The sequence below is a fragment of the Microbacterium sp. genome (assembly GCF_036566905.1).
GTDB lineage: Bacteria > Actinomycetota > Actinomycetes > Actinomycetales > Microbacteriaceae > Microbacterium.
The window spans coordinates 1-17,263 of the sequence record NZ_DATCVK010000101.1; the positions used below are offsets into that span (position 1 = coordinate 1).

15 protein-coding genes and 1 pseudogene are annotated in these 17,263 nt (G+C 70.7%); 10 read left to right on the forward strand and 6 right to left on the reverse strand.

Translation table 11 applies throughout. The features are described 5' to 3' along the window. Positions 1–307: 307 nt before the first annotated feature. Together VIP82_RS07585 and VIP82_RS07590 are read left to right on the forward strand one after the other, a co-directional pair. Positions 308–952, forward strand: a complete 645-nt coding sequence (locus tag VIP82_RS07585) for a ClpP family protease (protein WP_331907250.1) — start codon at positions 308–310, stop codon at positions 950–952. Continuing rightward, positions 949–1,542, forward strand: a complete 594-nt coding sequence (locus VIP82_RS07590; RefSeq protein WP_331907252.1) for a ClpP family protease — start codon at positions 949–951, stop codon at positions 1,540–1,542. Before VIP82_RS07585 ends, VIP82_RS07590 begins: the two co-directional genes overlap by 4 nt. A gap of 10 nt (positions 1,543–1,552) precedes the next feature. Here the strand turns inward: VIP82_RS07590 and ligD are convergent, their stop codons facing one another. Together ligD and VIP82_RS07600 are read right to left on the reverse strand one after the other, a co-directional pair. Further along, positions 1,553–2,791: a non-homologous end-joining DNA ligase gene (gene ligD / locus VIP82_RS07595; protein ID WP_331907254.1), complete on the reverse strand. Its 1,239-nt coding sequence runs from the start codon at positions 2,789–2,791 to the stop codon at positions 1,553–1,555. Positions 2,792–2,843: 52 nt separating this feature from the next. Next, positions 2,844–3,179: a helix-turn-helix domain-containing protein gene (locus tag VIP82_RS07600; protein WP_331907256.1), complete on the reverse strand. Its 336-nt coding sequence runs from the start codon at positions 3,177–3,179 to the stop codon at positions 2,844–2,846. Between the two features lie 260 nt (positions 3,180–3,439). On the opposite strand from VIP82_RS07600, the gene VIP82_RS07605 reads away from it, so the two are divergent. After that, a complete protein-coding gene (locus VIP82_RS07605; protein ID WP_331907258.1) occupies positions 3,440–6,556 on the forward strand; it encodes a S8 family peptidase in 3,117 nt (1,038 codons plus the stop codon). Between the two features lie 148 nt (positions 6,557–6,704). Here VIP82_RS07605 and VIP82_RS07610 read toward each other — a convergent pair whose 3' ends face one another. Then, a complete protein-coding gene (locus tag VIP82_RS07610; protein ID WP_331907260.1) occupies positions 6,705–7,067 on the reverse strand; it encodes a DUF8738 domain-containing protein in 363 nt (120 codons plus the stop codon). 228 nt (positions 7,068–7,295) lie between these two features. Further along, a complete protein-coding gene (locus VIP82_RS07615; protein ID WP_331907262.1) occupies positions 7,296–8,219 on the reverse strand; it encodes a Bax inhibitor-1/YccA family protein in 924 nt (307 codons plus the stop codon). Positions 8,220–8,385: 166 nt separating this feature from the next. On the opposite strand from VIP82_RS07615, the gene VIP82_RS07620 reads away from it, so the two are divergent. The 3 genes and pseudogenes from VIP82_RS07620 (at position 8,386) to VIP82_RS07630 (ending at position 11,771) form a co-directional block, all read left to right on the forward strand. Beyond that, complete coding sequence (locus tag VIP82_RS07620) at positions 8,386–9,411, forward strand: glycerophosphodiester phosphodiesterase family protein (protein WP_331907264.1); 1,026 nt, start codon at positions 8,386–8,388, stop codon at positions 9,409–9,411. Positions 9,412–9,465: 54 nt separating this feature from the next. Then, a pseudogene (locus tag VIP82_RS07625) lies at positions 9,466–10,446 on the forward strand (ABC transporter ATP-binding protein); the annotation flags it as partial. A 227-nt stretch (positions 10,447–10,673) separates the two neighbouring features. Next, positions 10,674–11,771 carry an ABC transporter permease gene (locus VIP82_RS07630; RefSeq protein ID WP_331907266.1) on the forward strand — a complete coding sequence of 366 codons (1,098 nt, stop codon included), beginning with the start codon at positions 10,674–10,676 and terminating at the stop codon, positions 11,769–11,771. A 24-nt stretch (positions 11,772–11,795) separates the two neighbouring features. Here VIP82_RS07630 and VIP82_RS07635 read toward each other — a convergent pair whose 3' ends face one another. Then, positions 11,796–12,260 carry an SRPBCC domain-containing protein gene (locus VIP82_RS07635; RefSeq protein WP_331907268.1) on the reverse strand — a complete coding sequence of 155 codons (465 nt, stop codon included), beginning with the start codon at positions 12,258–12,260 and terminating at the stop codon, positions 11,796–11,798. Between the two features lie 16 nt (positions 12,261–12,276). On the opposite strand from VIP82_RS07635, the gene VIP82_RS07640 reads away from it, so the two are divergent. Continuing rightward, on the forward strand, positions 12,277–12,603 hold the full coding sequence (locus tag VIP82_RS07640) for an ArsR/SmtB family transcription factor (RefSeq protein ID WP_331907270.1): 327 nt from the start codon (positions 12,277–12,279) through the stop codon (positions 12,601–12,603). A gap of 6 nt (positions 12,604–12,609) precedes the next feature. Here VIP82_RS07640 and VIP82_RS07645 read toward each other — a convergent pair whose 3' ends face one another. Next, complete coding sequence (locus tag VIP82_RS07645) at positions 12,610–13,386, reverse strand: alpha/beta fold hydrolase (RefSeq protein ID WP_331907272.1); 777 nt, start codon at positions 13,384–13,386, stop codon at positions 12,610–12,612. Between the two features lie 155 nt (positions 13,387–13,541). Between VIP82_RS07645 and VIP82_RS07650 the strand changes: the two genes are divergently transcribed. The 3 genes from VIP82_RS07650 to VIP82_RS07660 all read left to right on the forward strand — a co-directional run bounded on the left by VIP82_RS07650 (position 13,542) and on the right by VIP82_RS07660 (position 17,236). Further along, positions 13,542–14,216, forward strand: a complete 675-nt coding sequence (locus VIP82_RS07650; protein WP_331907274.1) for a GntR family transcriptional regulator — start codon at positions 13,542–13,544, stop codon at positions 14,214–14,216. Between the two features lie 118 nt (positions 14,217–14,334). Continuing rightward, complete coding sequence (locus VIP82_RS07655) at positions 14,335–15,624, forward strand: amidohydrolase (RefSeq protein ID WP_331907276.1); 1,290 nt, start codon at positions 14,335–14,337, stop codon at positions 15,622–15,624. A gap of 43 nt (positions 15,625–15,667) precedes the next feature. After that, positions 15,668–17,236, forward strand: coding sequence for an ABC transporter substrate-binding protein (locus tag VIP82_RS07660; RefSeq protein ID WP_331907278.1), 1,569 nt, complete (start codon positions 15,668–15,670; stop codon positions 17,234–17,236). Positions 17,237–17,263 lie beyond the last annotated feature (27 nt).

A 17,263-nucleotide genomic window follows, 5' to 3' on the forward strand; every position in this document is an offset into this window, starting at 1 on the left:
CGCGCCGAGCTGTCGGTGCGCGCCCGCCGTGCGGCCGCGGCGTTCACCGCCGACGCCGTGCGCCCGGCTCTGGTCGCCGCGCTGCGCTCCGCCGTGGAACGCCCTTCGCGCCGCGCCTGACATCCCCCCTGTCGCTCTCCCACCCCGGTTGACTTGCGCTATACGTGCGGCACGCCCGGCGTGTCGCGTACATCTGAGGCACGTCAACGACGGGTCGGGGACTGAACCGTGGCGCACTCCGCTGACGGCAGAGCCGCCGCGAGCGGAAACGGATGCCGGCGCTCGCGCAGCCGCGCAGGCTGGGGTCATGGCAGACGAAGGCAAGATCCCCCAGTTCGGGGCCGAGGCGCGTCGCGAGCTGTTCCACCAGCGCGTGCTCGTGCTCGACGGTCCCCTCGACGATGACAACGGCACCTTGATCGCGACGCAGCTGCTGGCGCTCGCGGCCGAGGACGAGGCATCCGATATCGCCCTGTGGATCCACTCACCAGGCGGCTCGGTCCCCTCGATGCTCGCCATCCGCGACGTCATGAACCTGATCCCCAACGACGTCGCGACGCTGGCACTGGGGCTCGCGTGCAGCGCCGGGCAGTTCCTGCTGTCGGCGGGCACAAAAGGCAAGCGGCGCGCGCTGCCCCATGCGCGCATCCTCATGCACCAGGGGTCCGCCGGCATCGGCGGGTCGGCCGTCGAGGTCGAGGTGCAGGCCGATGACCTGCGGCACATGCGCGACACCGTGCTCGGCCTGATCGCCCAGGACACCGGGCAGAGCATCGACCGCATCTTCGACGACTCGCTGCACGACCGGTGGTACACGGCCGCCGAGGCGCGCGACTACGGGTTCATCGACGGCATCGTCGAGGACTTCGCCCAGATCGTGCCCCGACGGCGACGTCCAGCGGGCCTCGGCGTGGGAGCAGAGGCGACGGCGACGAGGGAGGTGGCGGCATGAGCTCGTACACGATCCCGAACGTGGTCGCGCAGCATCCGCGCGGCGATCGCATCATGGACGTCTACTCGCAGCTGCTGACCGAGCGCGTCGTGTACCTCGGCACCGGAATCGACGCCGGCGTCGCGAACGCCCTGATCGCACAGTTGCTGCACCTCGATGCCGACAGCCCAGAGCGCGACATCCAGCTCTACATCAACTGCGAGGGCGGGGACCCTGCCGCGATGCTGGCGGTGTACGACACGATGCAGCACGTGCGACCCGACGTCGCGACCACGGTCGTCGGGCAGGCCATCGGCGTGGGCGCCGTGATGCTGGCGGCCGGCGCGCCGGGGAAGCGCTCGGTGCTGCCGCACGCACGCATCGTGCTGCACCAGCCGGCCGGGCAGGGGAGGGGTGCGATCCCCGACCTGATCCTCCAGGCCGACGAGCTCGTGCGCGTGCGCGGCGAGGTCGAGGAGATCCTCGCGCGCCACACCGGCCAGGACGCCGCCAAGCTGCGGGTCGACACCGATCGCGACCGTGTCTTCACGGCGACGGATGCCGTCGCCTACGGTCTCGCCGACCAGGTGCTCGAGCGGGTCGGCCGGTGAGCGCGGGCCGTCACTGCGAGCCGGGCCAGACCTTGCCCTCCCACGGGTCGTAGTCGGCGATCAGGGTCTCCTGCGGCGGGCGCTCGGCCTCAGGCACATGCTGCAGGTTCACGCGCACCCGGTACCAGAGCGAGCTCGAGCCGCGCATCCCGTCGATGAGCACGTCGGCGGGATGCAGCCGCGCGGCGACCCCGGGGTACCGCTTGGTCCACTCGTCGAGGGCGGCGATCGACTCGGACTTCGCCTTCGTGCGGGCGATCTCGATGAGCGGCATCGTGGACTGGCGGCGGCCGGAGCCGTCACCGCCGCGCGGCGGCTTCTCGGCAGGCCCCAGCTCGTCCGCGAGGCGCAGCAGTCCGTCGAGGGTGCCGACGGCGTCGTCGATGCCGCCATGCGGGTCACCGAGATCGGCGAACCGCTGCGGCACGGTGAGCACCGTGAACTCGTCGGGGCGGCGCTCTCGCACCTCGTCCCAGTCGAGCGGCGTCGACACCCGCGCGTCGGGCAGTGGACGGATCGAGTAGGCGGAGGCCACCGTGCGGTCCTTGGCGTTCTGGTTGAAGTCGACGAACACGCTCTCGCCGCGCTCCTCTTTCCACCAGCGTGCGGTCGCCAGGCCCGGTGCGCGGTTCTCGACCTCGCGCGCGAGCGTCTCGGCCGCGGTCCGCACCTGCTTGTAGTCCCACTGCGGCGCGATGCGCACCAGGATGTGCATGCCGCGGGATCCGCTCGTCTTCGGCCAGCCGACGAGCCCCACGTCATCGAGCACCTCGCGGGCGACGAACGCGACGTCGACGATCTGCGACCAGTCGACGCCGGGCATCGGATCGAGGTCGATGCGCAGCTCGTCGGGGTGGTCGAGATCCTCGGCTCGGATCGGGTGCGGGTTGAGGTCGAGGCACCCGAGGTTGATCACCCACGCCAAGCCCGCGGCATCCCGGATCACGGCCTCTTCAGCGGAGGTGCCCCGCGCGTACTGGAGGGTCGCGGTGTCGATGAAGTCGGGGTGGTTCTCGGGCACGCGCTTCTGGAAGAAGGGCTCGGCGTCGATCCCCTTGGGGAAGCGCTTGAGCACCATGGGCCGACCGCCCGCGCCGCGGAGGGCTCCGTCGGCCACGGCGAGGTAGTACCGCACGATGTCGAGCTTGGTGATCCCCTGCGCGGGGAAGACGATCTTGGCCGGACTCGAGATGCGCACCTCGTGCCCCTCGATCTCGAGGATCTCGGCTTCGGACTTCGCGGGCGTCACCCGGCCAGGCTAGCGACGCCCCGGGACATCGGCCAGGGGCGAGAGGGACGACTCAGGCGGCGAGGGCGTAGGTGACGCGGCATCCGACCACCGCGCGCTCGGCGGCGCGCGAGCGGAGGTCGTCGACGACGCCGGCTGTCAGTTCGATCAGCGTCACCTCGAGGGCGCCGGCGACGGCGGCGATCATCTCGCTCGACGGCTCCTTGAGGCCGCGCTCGATCTCGGAAAGGTACTGCGGCGAGACCCCGGCGCGATCGGCGGTGTCGGCGAGGCGTTCGCCCCGCTCGTGCCGGAGGCGCCGCAGGCGGTCGCCCAGCGCGTCGCGCCAGAGCGGCTCGGGCTCACGAGAGGGACGCGCCTTCGTCGGCAGCGGGATGATCTCGGCCATGCGCTCACGATAGAACGCGGGCGCGGAGCGCTCGACGGCGTTCCGCTCAGAGCAGAACGTGCGAGCTCTCGACCGCCCGTCGGCATCCGAGCGCGATCGGCTGGCCCGCAGTGCGCGATGAGCTGTTTTGGTGAGTGCCGGGCCTCCGCCACCGTGCGGTCTGCTCATCCTGAGAGCTTCCTGTTGACCTTTTGAGAATTCGCACATAGCGTGCCGCCCGTACCTCGATTTTCTCGTACATGCAGAAAGAAGGCTCCCCCGTGATCCGACGGTCTCTGGCGGTGGTCGGCGCGCTCGCGCTCGCGATCGCCACACCCACCGCAGCGATGGCTGCCACCCCCGACGACGATCCGTCGTCGAGATTCGAGAAATCAGACACGAAGGGCGCGGTCGGAACGACCGTCCGCCCGATGAGCGTGGGCGCCGACGGGCGCGTCACCGTCATCGTCGAGATGGCCGGCGACCCGGTCGCGGTCGCCCAGGCGAAGAAGGGCAGCGACCTCTCCGCGGCCGAGCGCAAGGCGATCAAGAACACGCTCGAGTCCGCGCAGGACGCGGTGGTCGGATCGATCGAGAGCAAGGACGGCGACGTCGAGGCGACGATGCAGTCCGCCTACAACGGCATCCAGGCGACCCTTCCCGCCGATCAGGTCGACGCTGTGGCAGCGCTGCCCAACGTCGTCGCCGTTCACGCCGTGAAGACCTACACGCTCGACAACGCCGTGTCGGTGCCCTTCCTCGGTGTGCCGCAGGTGTGGCAGGACACGGGATACACCGGCGAGAACATCAAGGTCGCCGTGATCGACACCGGCGTCGACTACACCCACGCCAACTTCGGCGGCGTCGGAACGCCCGAGGCCTACGCCGCGGCCAACGCGGCCGAGGCACAGCCCGCCGACCCGGCGCAGTTCGGTCCGAACGCGCCCCGCGTCAAGGGCGGCTACGACTTCGTCGGCGACTCGTACAACGCCGACCCCGCATCGGAGGACTACCAGCCGGTCCCGATGCCCGACGCCAACCCGCTCGACTGCAACGGGCACGGCAGCCACGTCGCCGGCACCGCTGCCGGCAGCGGCGTCACGGCCGACGGCGAGACCTACACCGGTCCGTACGACGCGTCGACGGCATCGGCCGAGTGGACGATCGGCCCGGGCGTCGCACCACAGGCAGACGTGTACGCGCTCCGTGTCTTCGGCTGCGGCGGCTCGACCGACGTGGTCGTGCCCGCCATCGACTGGGCCGTCGAGAACGGCATGGACGTCATCAACATGTCGCTCGGCTCGCCGTTCGGCCGCGCTGACGACCCCGACGAGGTGGCGGTCTCGAACGCCGTCGGCGCCGGCGTGGTCGTCGTGAAGTCCGCGGGCAACGAGGGCCCGAGCCCGTACCTCGCCGGCAACGGCGACGGCGCCATCTCGGTCTCGGCGGTCGACAGCACGGAGTCCTTCCCCGGTGCCGAGATCACCGTGGACGGCGTCGCGATCCCCGCGATCAACGCCAACGGCGCGGTCCTGACCGGCCTGCCGGAGATGACCGTGGTCCGTCTGACCGACGACCCTGCCACCGCCGACGAGAACGAGGCGCTGGGCTGCTCGGTCGAGGCGTATCAGCACGCCGGCGTGACCGTGGGCGGCAACCAGCTCGCGGTCTCGACGCGCGGCGTCTGCGCCCGCGTCGCGAAGGCGATCTTCGCCCAGCAGGCCGGGGCGGCGGCTGCCGTGATGATCAACACCACGAACGACTACCCCCCGTTCGAGGGTGAGATCACGTCCAACCCCGACACGGGCGAGGAGTACGTCGTGACCATCCCGTTCCTCGGCGTCCGGTCGTCGGACGGCCCCAAGCTCGTCGATGGCGAGCCGGCGACGGTGACGGCTGCGGACCTCGCGAACCCCGGCTTCCGCGGGTACGCGTCGTTCAGCTCGAGCGGTCCGCGCAGCGGTGACAGCGCCCTCGGCGTCGACGTCGCAGCTCCGGGCGTCTCGATCGTCTCGACGGGCGTCGGGACCGGCAGCGGCTCCGCGACCATCTCGGGCACGTCGATGGCGGCTCCCCACGTGGCCGGCGTCGCGGCGCTCGCCGTGCAGGCACACCCGACCTGGAAGGCCAGCGAGGTCGCTTCGGTGATCGTCTCGACGGCGGACCCCGAGAAGGTCGCCGGTCAGAACCTCGTCCGCGGCGGTGTCGGCCTGGTCGATCCCGCTCAGGCGGTGCGCCAGCAGGTCACGGCCACCGGCGACGCGTTCAAGACCGAGGACGGGCGGCTTCGCGAGGCTGCCCTGAGCTTCGGCTTCCAGGAGAGCGCACGCACCTTCGACGGCAAGAAGACGGTGGTGCTGACCAACTACGGCACTCAGCCGGTGACGTACAACGTCGGCGTCGAGGCATCTGCGCAGTCGGAAGCCGCCACGGTCAACGTCAGCCCGAGCTCGGTCACCGTCCCGGCGGGTCGTACCGCCAAGGTGACCGTCACCCTGACCGCTCCGGCCACCGCCGTGGGCAGCTCGACGGCGGGCGGCTTCGCGTTCTACGAGTTCTCGGGTGACGTGGTGTTCTCGTCGTCGGCAGACACGCTGCGGGTCCCGTACCTGCTCGTGCCGCGCGCGACGAGCGACGTCTCGGCCTCGGGTGACCTCAAGGTCACGAAGAAGGGCGAGCCGGTCGACGGGCAGGTGCAGGTCTCGCTCAAGAACCGGGCCGGTGCCATGGCTGCCGACGCCGACTTCTACACGTGGGGCCTGGAGGACAAGAAGGACGCGCCGAAGTCGTTCACCGACACCGGCTACGACCTCCGCGCCGCCGGCGTGCAGTCGTTCGACATCGGCGGCGACCAGCTGCTGGTGTTCGCCGTCAGCACGCACAACCGGTGGTCGAACGCGGCGGCGAACGAGTTCGACGTCGTCATCGACGCGAACCGGGACGGCGAGCCGGAATGGATCGTGTTCTCGGCCGACGGCGGGCTCGTCACGGCCGGCGACGCGAACGGCATCTCGCAGGTGTTCGTGTACGAAATCGAGACCGGCGAGGTCTTCGCCACCGGGTTCAACGCCTCGGCGCCGACCGACAGCAGCACCATCCTGCTCCCGGTGGTCGCGAGCGACCTCGGCCTCACGGCCGGAGCGTTCGACTACACGGTGCAGAGCTTCTCGTCTGTCAACGACGGGTCGGACGCCATCGACGGCACCGCGACCTACAACCCGTGGGCTCCGGCTCTCACCAACGGGCAGTTCGTGTCGGTGCCCGTCGGCGGCACCGTCCCGGTGCCGGTCGACGTGAGCGCTGCCGCGTTCGCCGAGCAGAACCCGCTGGGCGTCATGGTCGTCGTGACCGACAACGCGGCCGGCAAGGACGAGGCGATCCTGGTCAAGGCCAAGTAGCCCGCGCAGCACGGCTCAGAGGTGGCGTCCCGTCGAAAGGCGGGGCGCCACCTCGTGCGTAACAGGGGACGCATGCCGGCGGCCGGTGCCGCGGCATCCATCGGCGAGGCGCCGGCGGTGAGACGCCTTCGGCGAGGCGCCCCAGGCGTCACCGCGTGCAGAGCTTGGGGGTGTCCGAGGTGCCGAAGCGGTAGTCGTACGTCGTGCCGTCGACCGAGACGACGACGCGCAGGCCGTCGACGAGCGCCTGCGTGTACGAGACGCCGGGCGACGGGCACCCGAGGGCGCCGTTGTTCCACGTGACAGCGTGCGCGGACACGAGCTCGGGGGTGCCCGCGACGCCGCGGTCGGCGAGATCCGCGACGATCGCATCCCAGCGGGCAGGAGGCACTGTCGCGGGTTCACCGGTGGGCTCGATCGGTCCCCGCGGCGTCGTCGCGAACGGCGGACGCGTGTGCGCCGAGGGCGTGGGCTCGGCGGAGGTGGGCCCCGAGGGGGTGGGCTCGGTCATCGGTCCTCCTGTGCAGCCGGTGAGGCACAGCAGCACGGCGATGCCGAGAACCGCAGAACGCCGGGCCATGACATGTCACTCCTCGAGTCGGCTTCAGCCTAGGCGCGGTCTGCGAGCGCCGATAGCGTCTCGACGCGATGCACGGCAGGCTCCCGGCTGCCGTGGTCATCCCGGGAAAAGCCGAACGGCCACCCGGTTGCCCGGGTGGCCGTTCGTGAATGATGTGCGTCAGCTGCTGCTGCGCGCGATCGCGATGATGCGGAGGATCTCGATGTAGAGCCACACGACGGTGACCATGATGCCGAACCCGCCGAGCCACCCGTACTGACGAGGAGCGCCGTTGCGCACGCCCTGCTGGATGTTGTCGAAGTCCAGCACGAGCGAGTACGCCGCCATGATCACGACGAAGACGCCGATGAGGACGCCCCACGGGATGCCGAACAGCGGGCTCTGGTTGCTCAGCATGCCGAACGCGCCGCCCGCGATGGGGGCGTTGAACAGCATGAGTCCGATGTTGATGAGCGAGAACACGAGGTAGCCGACCATCGCGATGAGGAAGATCTTCGTCGCGCGCTTCGACGCGCGGATCTTGCCGCTGGCGAAGAGGGCGAGGGTGACTCCGACGACCGAGAGCGTCGCGAGGGTCGCCTGCAGCACGATGCCCTCGAACATGATCTCGAAGAAGGCGGAAATGCCACCCACGAAGAGGCCCTCGAACGCGGCGTAGCCGAAGATCAGCGCGGGGCGGATCTTCTTGCGCGATGTGAAGATGACAACCAGCGAGAGGACGAATCCGCCGAGCGCGCCGATCGCCCACGGGGCGATCGAGGGGTTCGGGTTGTCGGGGGTCACGCCCGCCATGGTCCACATCCAGCCGGCGACCGCGCCGACGATGAGGACCGCGAACAGTCCGAGCGTCTTCCAGACGGTGTCCTCGACCGTCATGCGGCCCGTCTCGACGGAGCCGGCCGGCGGCGCGGCGTACATGCCTTCGAGGTGGGCCTGGGAGGCGGCATCCGTTCCCGCGCGCTGCGCCGTCGAGAACTGCGTCTGTGCTCCCAGGTTCGCCGCCTGCGAACCGCCGGGGTAGGTCTGAACGGCCTTCGGGTCCTGGAAGGCCGGGCTGTTGAACGCGGGGTTGTTGAGGGCCACTGCTCTCTCACACTCCAATGTCAAGGGAATCCCAGCACGATGCTGTTGATCAACACTATCCGACGGGTGCCCGGGCGGCACGGGTGAGCGCTGTGAGACGGCTTAGAACGGATCGCGCGGACGTCACGCGGAGTCGCTCGACGACCGTGAAAGTTACGCTGAGACGGTGCCCCGTCGCAGACCGCTCGTCATCGGCCACCGGGGCGCGCCCGGGTATCGCCCCGAGCATTCCCGGTCGTCGTACGCCCTCGCGTTCGCGATGGGCGTCGACGCGGTCGAGCCCGACGTGGTGGTCTCGCGCGACGGCGTGCTGGTCGTACGTCACGAGAATGAGATCTCGGGCACGACCGACGTCGCCGACCGGCCGGAGTTCGCGGATCGCCGCACCACCAAGACCGTGGACGGCGTCGAGCACACCGGCTGGTTCACCGAGGACTTCACGTGGGACGAGCTCGCCACGCTCCGTTGCCGTGAGCGGATCCCGCAGCTTCGGCCCTCGAGCGCGAGCTTCGACGACGAGCAGCCGGTGCTGCGGCTGCGCGATGTGCTGGACGCCGTGCGCGCGGCGTCGCTCGAGTACGGGCGCGAGATCGGCGTCGTCCTCGAGATCAAGCACGCGACCTACTTCGCGACGTGCCTCGGCGCCGCAGGCGGGTGGGACGTCGCGGAACTGGTGGATGCGGAGCTGCGCGAGGCCGGATGGGCCGGCGGCGAGCTGCCACTCACCATCGAGGCCTTCGAGTCGACGGTGCTCTACGCGCTGCAGGAGCGCGGCATCCGTGCGGCGTATGTCTACCTGCTCGAGGCCTCCGGCCGGCCGTTCGACCTCTTCGCCGCGCACGGCAAGGCCGCGCTGACCTACCGGCAGACCGCCGCGCCCGCGGGCCTGGACTCCCTCGTCGGACGGGTCGACGGGATCAGCGTCGACAAGCGGGCGATCCTGGCCCCCGACAAGCTCGGGCGCAGCAGCGGACCCTCGCCCGTCGTGTCCGACGCCCATGCCCGCGGTCTGCGCGTCTTCACGTGGACCTGCCGACCCGAGAACCGCTTCCTGATCGGCCAGTTCCGCACGCGCGGCGGTCCGTCGGCGTTCGGCGACTGGGAGGCCGAATGGAGCGTGATCCGCGACAGCGGGGTCGACGGCGTGTTCGTCGACCACCCCGATCTCGGGGTCGCGTTCTTCCGTCCATAACGCTCGGGCGACGAATCCGGGGGCGGGCGGCACCGGGTCGCTAGGGTGGGGCGCGTGAGCACCCAGAGCCCGCTGCCGCAGGGCCCCGCCGCAGCAGGCATCGCCGCAGAGCCCGGCATCATCGTCCAGGGCGTGCGGCGCTCCTTCGGTCAGGTGCAGGCCGTGCGCAACGTGACTCTGCGCGCGCACGCCGGCCGGGTCACGGGACTCGTCGGTCCGAACGGCTCGGGCAAGACCACGCTGCTGCTCATGCTCGCGTCGCTCCTCGCTCCCGACGCGGGCTCCATCCGCATCGACGGCATCGATCCGGTCACCGATCCGCAGGCGGCGCGTGCCGTGCTCGGCTGGATGCCCGACGCGCTCGGCGCGTGGAACTCGCTCACCTCGCGCGAGACGCTCGCCGTGACGGCCCGGCTGTACGGGATGCCAACGGCCGCGGCATCCGCCCGCGCCGACGCTCTCCTCCACGAGGTCGGCCTCGTCGAGCTCGCGGACGCCCCGGCCCGAGTCCTCTCGCGCGGGCAGAAGCAGCGTCTGGGACTCGCGCGCGCCCTCGTGCACGACCCGCGCGTGCTCCTCCTCGATGAGCCGGCGTCCGGACTCGACCCCCAGGCGCGTATCGAGCTGCGCCTGCTGCTGCGGCGGTTCGCGGCCGAGGGGCGCACTGTGCTCGTCTCGAGCCACATCCTCTCGGAGCTCGAAGAGGTCGTCGACGACGCCGTGTTCCTGATGTCGGGAGTCACCGTCGATCCGGCGCGGGTCGAGGCAGCGTCGCGCCGCGCGCGCCCGTGGCGAGTGAGACTGGCCGGAGGCGAGCCGTCCGCCGAGAGCCTCGACCGCGTGGCCGCTGCACTGCGCGTTCCGGTGGAGAGCCTCGGCGTCGACCGCCGAGACGTCGTGATGTCGTTCGAATCAGAGGATGCCGCGGCCGCGGCCCTGCGCGACCTGGTCTCGGCCGGGCTCGACGTGGTCGAGTTCGCTGCCGCGCAGGGCGCGCTCGAGCGCACCTTCCTGGACCTGGGTGAGGGGCGCCCTCCTCAGGCACCGACGCCTTCGGCAGCTGCGCCTTCGGCAGCGGCGCCTTCGGCGGGGGTGTCGCAGACGCCTCCCGCATTCGCGCGACCGCCTGAGACGCCTCCCGGATTCGCGTCAGCGCCTCCGACGCCGACCGCTCCGGCATCCGCACCTCCGGTGCCCCCGCGTCTGGCGCCCCCGGCATCCGCACCACCCGCCGGGGACACGGGCGAGAGCGAGGCGACCTCGTGAACGGTCAGCGACTCGGCACCATCGTCGGCCTCGAGCTGACGCAGCGCACGCGGAGCGTGGCGTGGTACGTGCTCCTCGGAGTCTTCGCGCTGCTGCTGGTCATCGTCACGGCGCTCTCGTTCCTGGCATGGGGCGCCGCGTACCGCCCCGGCGGCGCGATCTACTCGACGATCGTCTACATCACGCTGCTGCTCGTGGTGCTCGTCTCGCCGACGCTGAGCGGCAACGCGGTCAACGGTGATCGGGATGCCGCCACCCTCGCGCCCGTGCAGATCACGCTGGCGACGACGGCCGAGATCCTCATCGGGAAGTTCCTCGCCGCGTGGATCACCGGCCTCGCCTTCGTGGCGGTCTCGATCCCGTTCCTGGCGGTGGCCACGCTGGCCGGCGGGGGAGCGCCCGCGACCATCGCGGTGTCGCTGCTCGTGCTCACGTTCGAGGTGGGCATCATCGCGGCGATCGGAGTGGCGCTCAGCGGCATCCTGTCGCGCCCGCTGTTCTCGGTGGCGAGCACGTACCTCGTCGTCGCGGCGCTCGTGATCGGCACGCTCATCGCGTTCGCGCTCGTCGGCTACTCGATCCGGTCGGAGTCGATCAGCAGCTACCGGTCGTTCGAGTACGACGAGTACTCCGGCGAGACGTTCCCGTGCATGCCGGGGGAGGAGTCGAGCGACGACTACCCCTGCGACGAGGATGCCCGGGTCCGCTGCGGCGAGTGGCAGACATCGACGTACGAGGTGCCCCGGTTCGACCGCGTGTGGTGGCTGCTGGCCGCGAACCCGTTCGTGATCCTCGCCGACGCCACGCCGACGCAGTTCGACGAGTACGGCAATCCGAACGACCTCTTCGGCCAGATCAAGTTCGGCGTGCGGGCGGCGCAGCAGCCGCCCGACCTCGAACAGCGCTGGGACGACTGCGCCCCCGATCTGCAGAGCGACCAGCGGACGCCCGAGGAGGTCATCGACCAGTCGGCGCCGATCTGGTTCGTCGGCATGGCGCTGCAGCTGCTGCTCGCGGCAGGACTGATGTGGTGGGCCTGGGCCCGCACGCGCACCCCGGCCGGGCGCCTGCCGTCGGGCACCCGCATCGCCTGACGTTCGAGGCGAGATCGGCGCTCGTCAGGCGTAGAAGCCGTCGCGCAGGTTGATCCCGTGCTCGACCCATACCTTGAGCGCGGCGAGCATGCCGGTCCAGCCCTCGCAGTTGCCGAACGCGCTCTTCGCGCCGTCGGGACTGGCCTCCCAGGCCGACTCGGTGATGGTCACGAGGGTGCGTGCGCCGTCGTCGATCGGCTCGAACTCGAAGGTGGTCGTGGTCTCCGACTCGACGCCGGCGCGGGCCTCCCAGCGGATGACGAGCCTGCGCGGCGGGTCGGATTCCACGACGGTCACCGGGAACCGCCCCGGGAAGTCCGCGAAGTCCCAGGTGACGTCGGCGCCCTGCTCGAGCCGGCCATGGGCGCCGCCGGTCGTGAAGTAGCGCGACAGCTGCTCGGGATCTGCGACGGCCTCGTAGACCTCGGCCGCCGGTCGTGAGACGCGCCCCGACACGGTGAACGACAGCGCGGTGAGTTCTTCAGACATGTTGTAGTTTTATAACATGATGGTGGTCGAGCACAAGGGGTCCGATGACGACGACCTGGTGTTCAAGGCGCTCGCCGCGCCGCTGCGCCGGCGCATGCTCGACGCGCTGAAGGACGAGCCGCTCACGACGGGGGCCCTCTGCGCGTGCTTTCCGGAGGTGGATCGGACGACGGTGCTCCAGCATCTGCGCGTGCTCGAGCGCGCCGAGCTCGTCACGGGCCGCAGGATCGGCCGCGAACGTCACCTCGCCCTCGCGCCGGTGCCGATCAAGCGCATCCATGACCGCTGGATCGGGGAGTACGCGCGCGCCGCGGTCGAGCTGCTCGACCGCCTGAACGAGTGACGGCGTCTACGCGAGGCGCTCCTGGATCACGCGGGCAGTCGCGACGGGATCAGGACGATGCATCACCGACTCGGGAACGACCACGAGCTCCGCGCCGTCCATGGCCCCGGTGAGGCGATCGGCCGCAGTGAGCAGGATCGGGAAGGTCTGCTCTCCTCGCAGTACCGTCACCGGCACGGTGACGCCCAGCATCGCGTCGGTCGGGACGGACGCCTCGCGGACGAGGTTGGTGTCGTAGACCGTGGACTGGGCGAGCGGGAGCAGGGCGGCGAACTGGCCGCTCGCGCGGATGCCCTCGACCATGTCGCGCGGGAGCCCCACCCCCTCGAGCTGGAACGTGACGATCGCGTCGTCGAAGCGGCCCTGGTCGACGTCCCGCTGCAGGCGATCGGCGAGGTCGTCGGCGGGCTCGTCGACGCCGAACCGCAACGGCGGCTCCGACAGGAACAGTGCGCGCACCGGCACGCCCCGGGATGCCGCGACCAGCGCCAGCACGGCGCCCGACGAGTGCCCGAGCACGGCGGCGTCGCCGCCGACCGCGTCGATCACGGCCGCGAGATCCTCGACCTCGCGGTCGGGCGTCGAGCCGCGGGCGTCACCGCTCGAGCCGCGCGCGCGGCGGTCCCACGTGACTGCCCGGAAGCCGGCGTCCGCCAGTGCCTCGGCGAGCCCGGCGGCGTCGGCGGCCGTCGACATCGCGCCGTTGACGATGACCACGGTGGGGCCGTCGCCGGTCTCTTCGTACGCGATGGGTGTGCCGTCAGCGGAGGTCGCGGTGCGCATGGCGTCAGCCAACCACGCGCCACCGACATCCGCCAGGCTGCGGCGAGCGCAACTGTCGCGGCAGGTTCTCTTGTGGCGGGCGAGGGCCCGCCGCGCTGGCATACAGTAGGCACACTCCGCACTCCGCACTCGCACTCCGTCGAAAGGTGTTCTGCATGGCGAACGACGTTCCGCTCGGCCTTGCCGACCAGTCGCTGTCCGTCAAGATCTACGAGGAGCTGCGGGAGCGGATCATCGAGGGCACCCTCGCCGCGGGCGAGCGCATCCGGGAGCGGGAGCTCGCCGCGGAGTTCAATGTCTCACGCATCCCGATCCGCGAGGCGATGCCGAGGCTGGAGGCCGAAGGCTTCATCAAGACGCTGCCGCGCCGGGGCGCCGTGGTGACCGAGATGACGCTCAACGACGTCGAGGAGCTGTTCGTGGTGCGCTCGAGTCTCGAGGTGCTCGCCGCCAAGCTCGCCGCACAGGCGTGCGCGGCCGGCGCCTCGTCGGACGAGCTCTTCGCGCGCCTGGCGAGAGCAGAGGCCGCACTGGACGCCGGCGACGACCGGGACATCGCCGGTGCCAACTCGGCGCTCCACGAGGAGATCCTCGACCTGTCGGGCAACACGCTCCTCATCGGACTGATGGGCCCGATCAACGGCCGGGTCCGCCGCCTCTTCCGGCTGGAGGCCGAACGGGACCAGCGGGTGCTCTGCGCGGAGCATCGGGAGATGTGCCATGCAATCGCCGACGGCAACGTCGAATGGGCCGGAGCGCTGGCATACGCCCACGTCGAGCACAGCAGGGTCGACTCGCTGCGGCTCATGCGGCAGCGCCTCGAGCACTGACGACTGCACTTGGCCTACCAAGCGGAACGAAACATGCAGTTTACGTAGCGCCTGATCGAGCGAAACACGGGAATGGAATCTTGTATACCAAGTTCCTCCTCTTCCCGAAGGGTCCTCGGTGCCACGTTCGCTCCTCCTCCTCGACGGCTCGCTGCCGGACGGCTCACGCGCCGACCTGACGATCGTCGACGGGTGCATCGCATCCGTCTCGCCGGCATCCGTCGTGACGGTCGATGCACCCGGGTTGTCGTCGCCGCGATTCGCCGCCGCGCTGCAGGAGGGGGCCGTGAGCGCGCTCCCGGCCATCGACCTCGAGGGCCGCCTCGTGCTGCCCGCGCTCGTGAACGGCCACGCGCACCTCGACAAGACGTTCGCCGGCTCGCCCTGGCAGCCGCACCGGCCGGGTACCACCGTCCGGGAGCGGGTCGCCGCCGAGCGCGCCATCCGCGACGAGCTCACCGCCTCGGTCACCGAACGGGCTGCTGCGCTCGCCGCGGCGATGATCGAGTTCGGCACGGGCACCGTCCGCACGCACGTCGACATCGATACGGCGGTCGGCCTGTCGTCGCTGGACGCGCTGCTCGAACTGCGCGACGAGCTGCGCGACGTCCTGCGCGTGCAGATCGTCGCGTTCCCGCAGAGCGGCATCCTCGCGTCGCCCGGCGTCGGGCGTCTTCTCGCCGAGGCGCTCGCGGCCGGCGCCGACGTCATCGGCGGGCTCGACCCGGCCGGCTTCGACGACGACGCCGAACGCCACCTCGGGATCGTGTTCGCGCTCGCCGCCGACCACGGCGTCGGTGTCGACATCCATCTGCACGATCTGGGCGAGAGCGCCGTGCGCCAGTACGCGCTCATCGCCGCGAAGACTCGCGAGATCGGGCTGCGCGGGCGCGTCACCGTCAGCCACGCGTACGGGTTGGGCTCCATCTCGACCGACGCGGCGCGCCGCGTCGGAGCAGAGTTCGCCGATGCCGGCGTCGCCATCATGACCAACGGCCCGGCGGGCCCGATGCCTCCCGTGCTGGCCCTGCGCGAGGAAGGCGCGGTCGTCTTCTCGGGCTCCGACAACATCCGTGATGCGTGGTGGCCGTTCGGCGACGGCGACATGCTCGCGGTGGCCCGCCAGGTCGCGTACCAGTCGAACTTCCGCACCGACGACGAGCTGGCCGTCGCGCTCGACATGGTCACCGGCGCCGCCGCCCAGGCGCTCGGCGTCGGTCCGTACGGGGTCACGCCCGGTGCCCCTGCTGACCTCCTCGTGGTCGACAGCCCTTCGCCGGCTGCCGCCGTCGCCGCGAACCCGAGCGATCGTCTCGTGCTGCACGCCGGCCGCGTGGTCGCCGCCCAGACCTCCGCCTCCCACAGACTCGCGCCCCGCACTCTCGGCGCGTTGGCCGCCCGGCCGTGATCCACCCGTTCCTGCAGCACCCGACCTCGAACCCGGAGTGAACATGAGAACCACCAGGACCCGCCTCGCCACCGCCCTCATCGCCACGCTCGCCGTGGGTGCGCTCACCACCGCCTGCGCCGGCGGCTCGGGCACCGCGCCGACCACGGCCGCTCGCGACCAGACGGTCATCATCGGCACCGGAGCGACGCCCCAGACGCTCGACCCGGTGCTCGCGTCGGACGTGCAGACGGACTTCACCGTCGGCGGCGCCTACGACAAGCTCATCGACTACGACGAGGACGGCGCGATCGTGCCGATGCTCGCGACCGAGTGGGTCTACAACGACGACGCGACGGCCGTCACCGTCACCCTCCGCGACGACGCGACCTTCCACAGCGGAAACCCGGTCACCGCAGCCGACGTCGTGTACACGCTCGACCGCATCAAGGCGCTCGGCGTGGGCGTCGCCTCGTTCCTCTCGTCGTACGCCTCCAGCACGGCCGTCGACGACACCACCGTGGAGATCGCGCTGTCGGGCACCAACACGACGTTCGTGGGCGCGCTGAGCAAGGTCTACATCCTCGACTCGGCACTCGTGTCGGAGCACGAGGGCGACGACCACGCCCAGGCCTGGCTCGCGACGAACGACGCCGGCTCCGGGCCGTACGTCATCACCGACTACACCGCGAACCAGCAGGCGACGCTGGAGCGCTACGAGGACTCGTGGCGCTTCGACGAGGCGCGACCCGCGAGCCTCGTCTACCGCTACATCACCGAGAGCTCGACCCTGCGCGACGAGCTGAAGTCGGGCGGGGTGGATGTCGCCACCGGCATCGTCGGCACCGACCTCGACGCGCTCGGCTCGGCCGACGGCCTGGAGGCGCAGGAGCTGCCGAGCCCGCTCCAGCTGTTCGTCATGATGAACACGCAGGAGGGCATCACCGCCGACCCGCGGGTGCGCGAGGCGATCAAACTCGCCTACGACTACGAGGGACACATCGCCTCGATCCTGAGCGGTCGCGGGTCGGTCGCCTCGGGCTTGGTGGCCCCCACCGTCGCCTGCCGTGTCGACGCCGGTCCGACGGAACAGGATGTCGACGAGGCCAAGGCCCTGCTCGAAGAGGCGGGCGCCGTCGGCGCGACCGTCACGATGGCCTACCAGGCACAGATCCCCGAGCACCAGAAGGCCGCCACGCTCCTGCAGTCGAACCTCAAGGACATCGGCCTGACGCTCGAGCTGCAGACCGTGACCTACCCCGAGTACGTCGCGATGATCGAGTCTCCCGAGACGACGCCGGACCTCGGCCTGCTCTGGGACTTCCCGTACTACCCCGAGATCGGACCGATGCTCTTCCGCGTCTACGACTCGCAGTTCATCGGCCAGACGAACTACGCGCTCTACTCGAACCCCGAGGTGGACGCGCTGCTGGAGGAGGGCATCTCGACCGTCGACCCCGACGCCGCCTGCGACCTCTTCACACAGGCGCAGGAGCAGATCCTCGCCGACGACGTCAGTGTCAACGTCTCGAACCCGGTCACCACGATCATGCTCCGCGACGGCGTGGGCGGCATCCGCTACTCGCCGACGTACCAGCTGTTCGACCCGACGATGCTCGTCGTCACCGAATGACGCCGCGGTGGCCCCGCCGCACGGCGG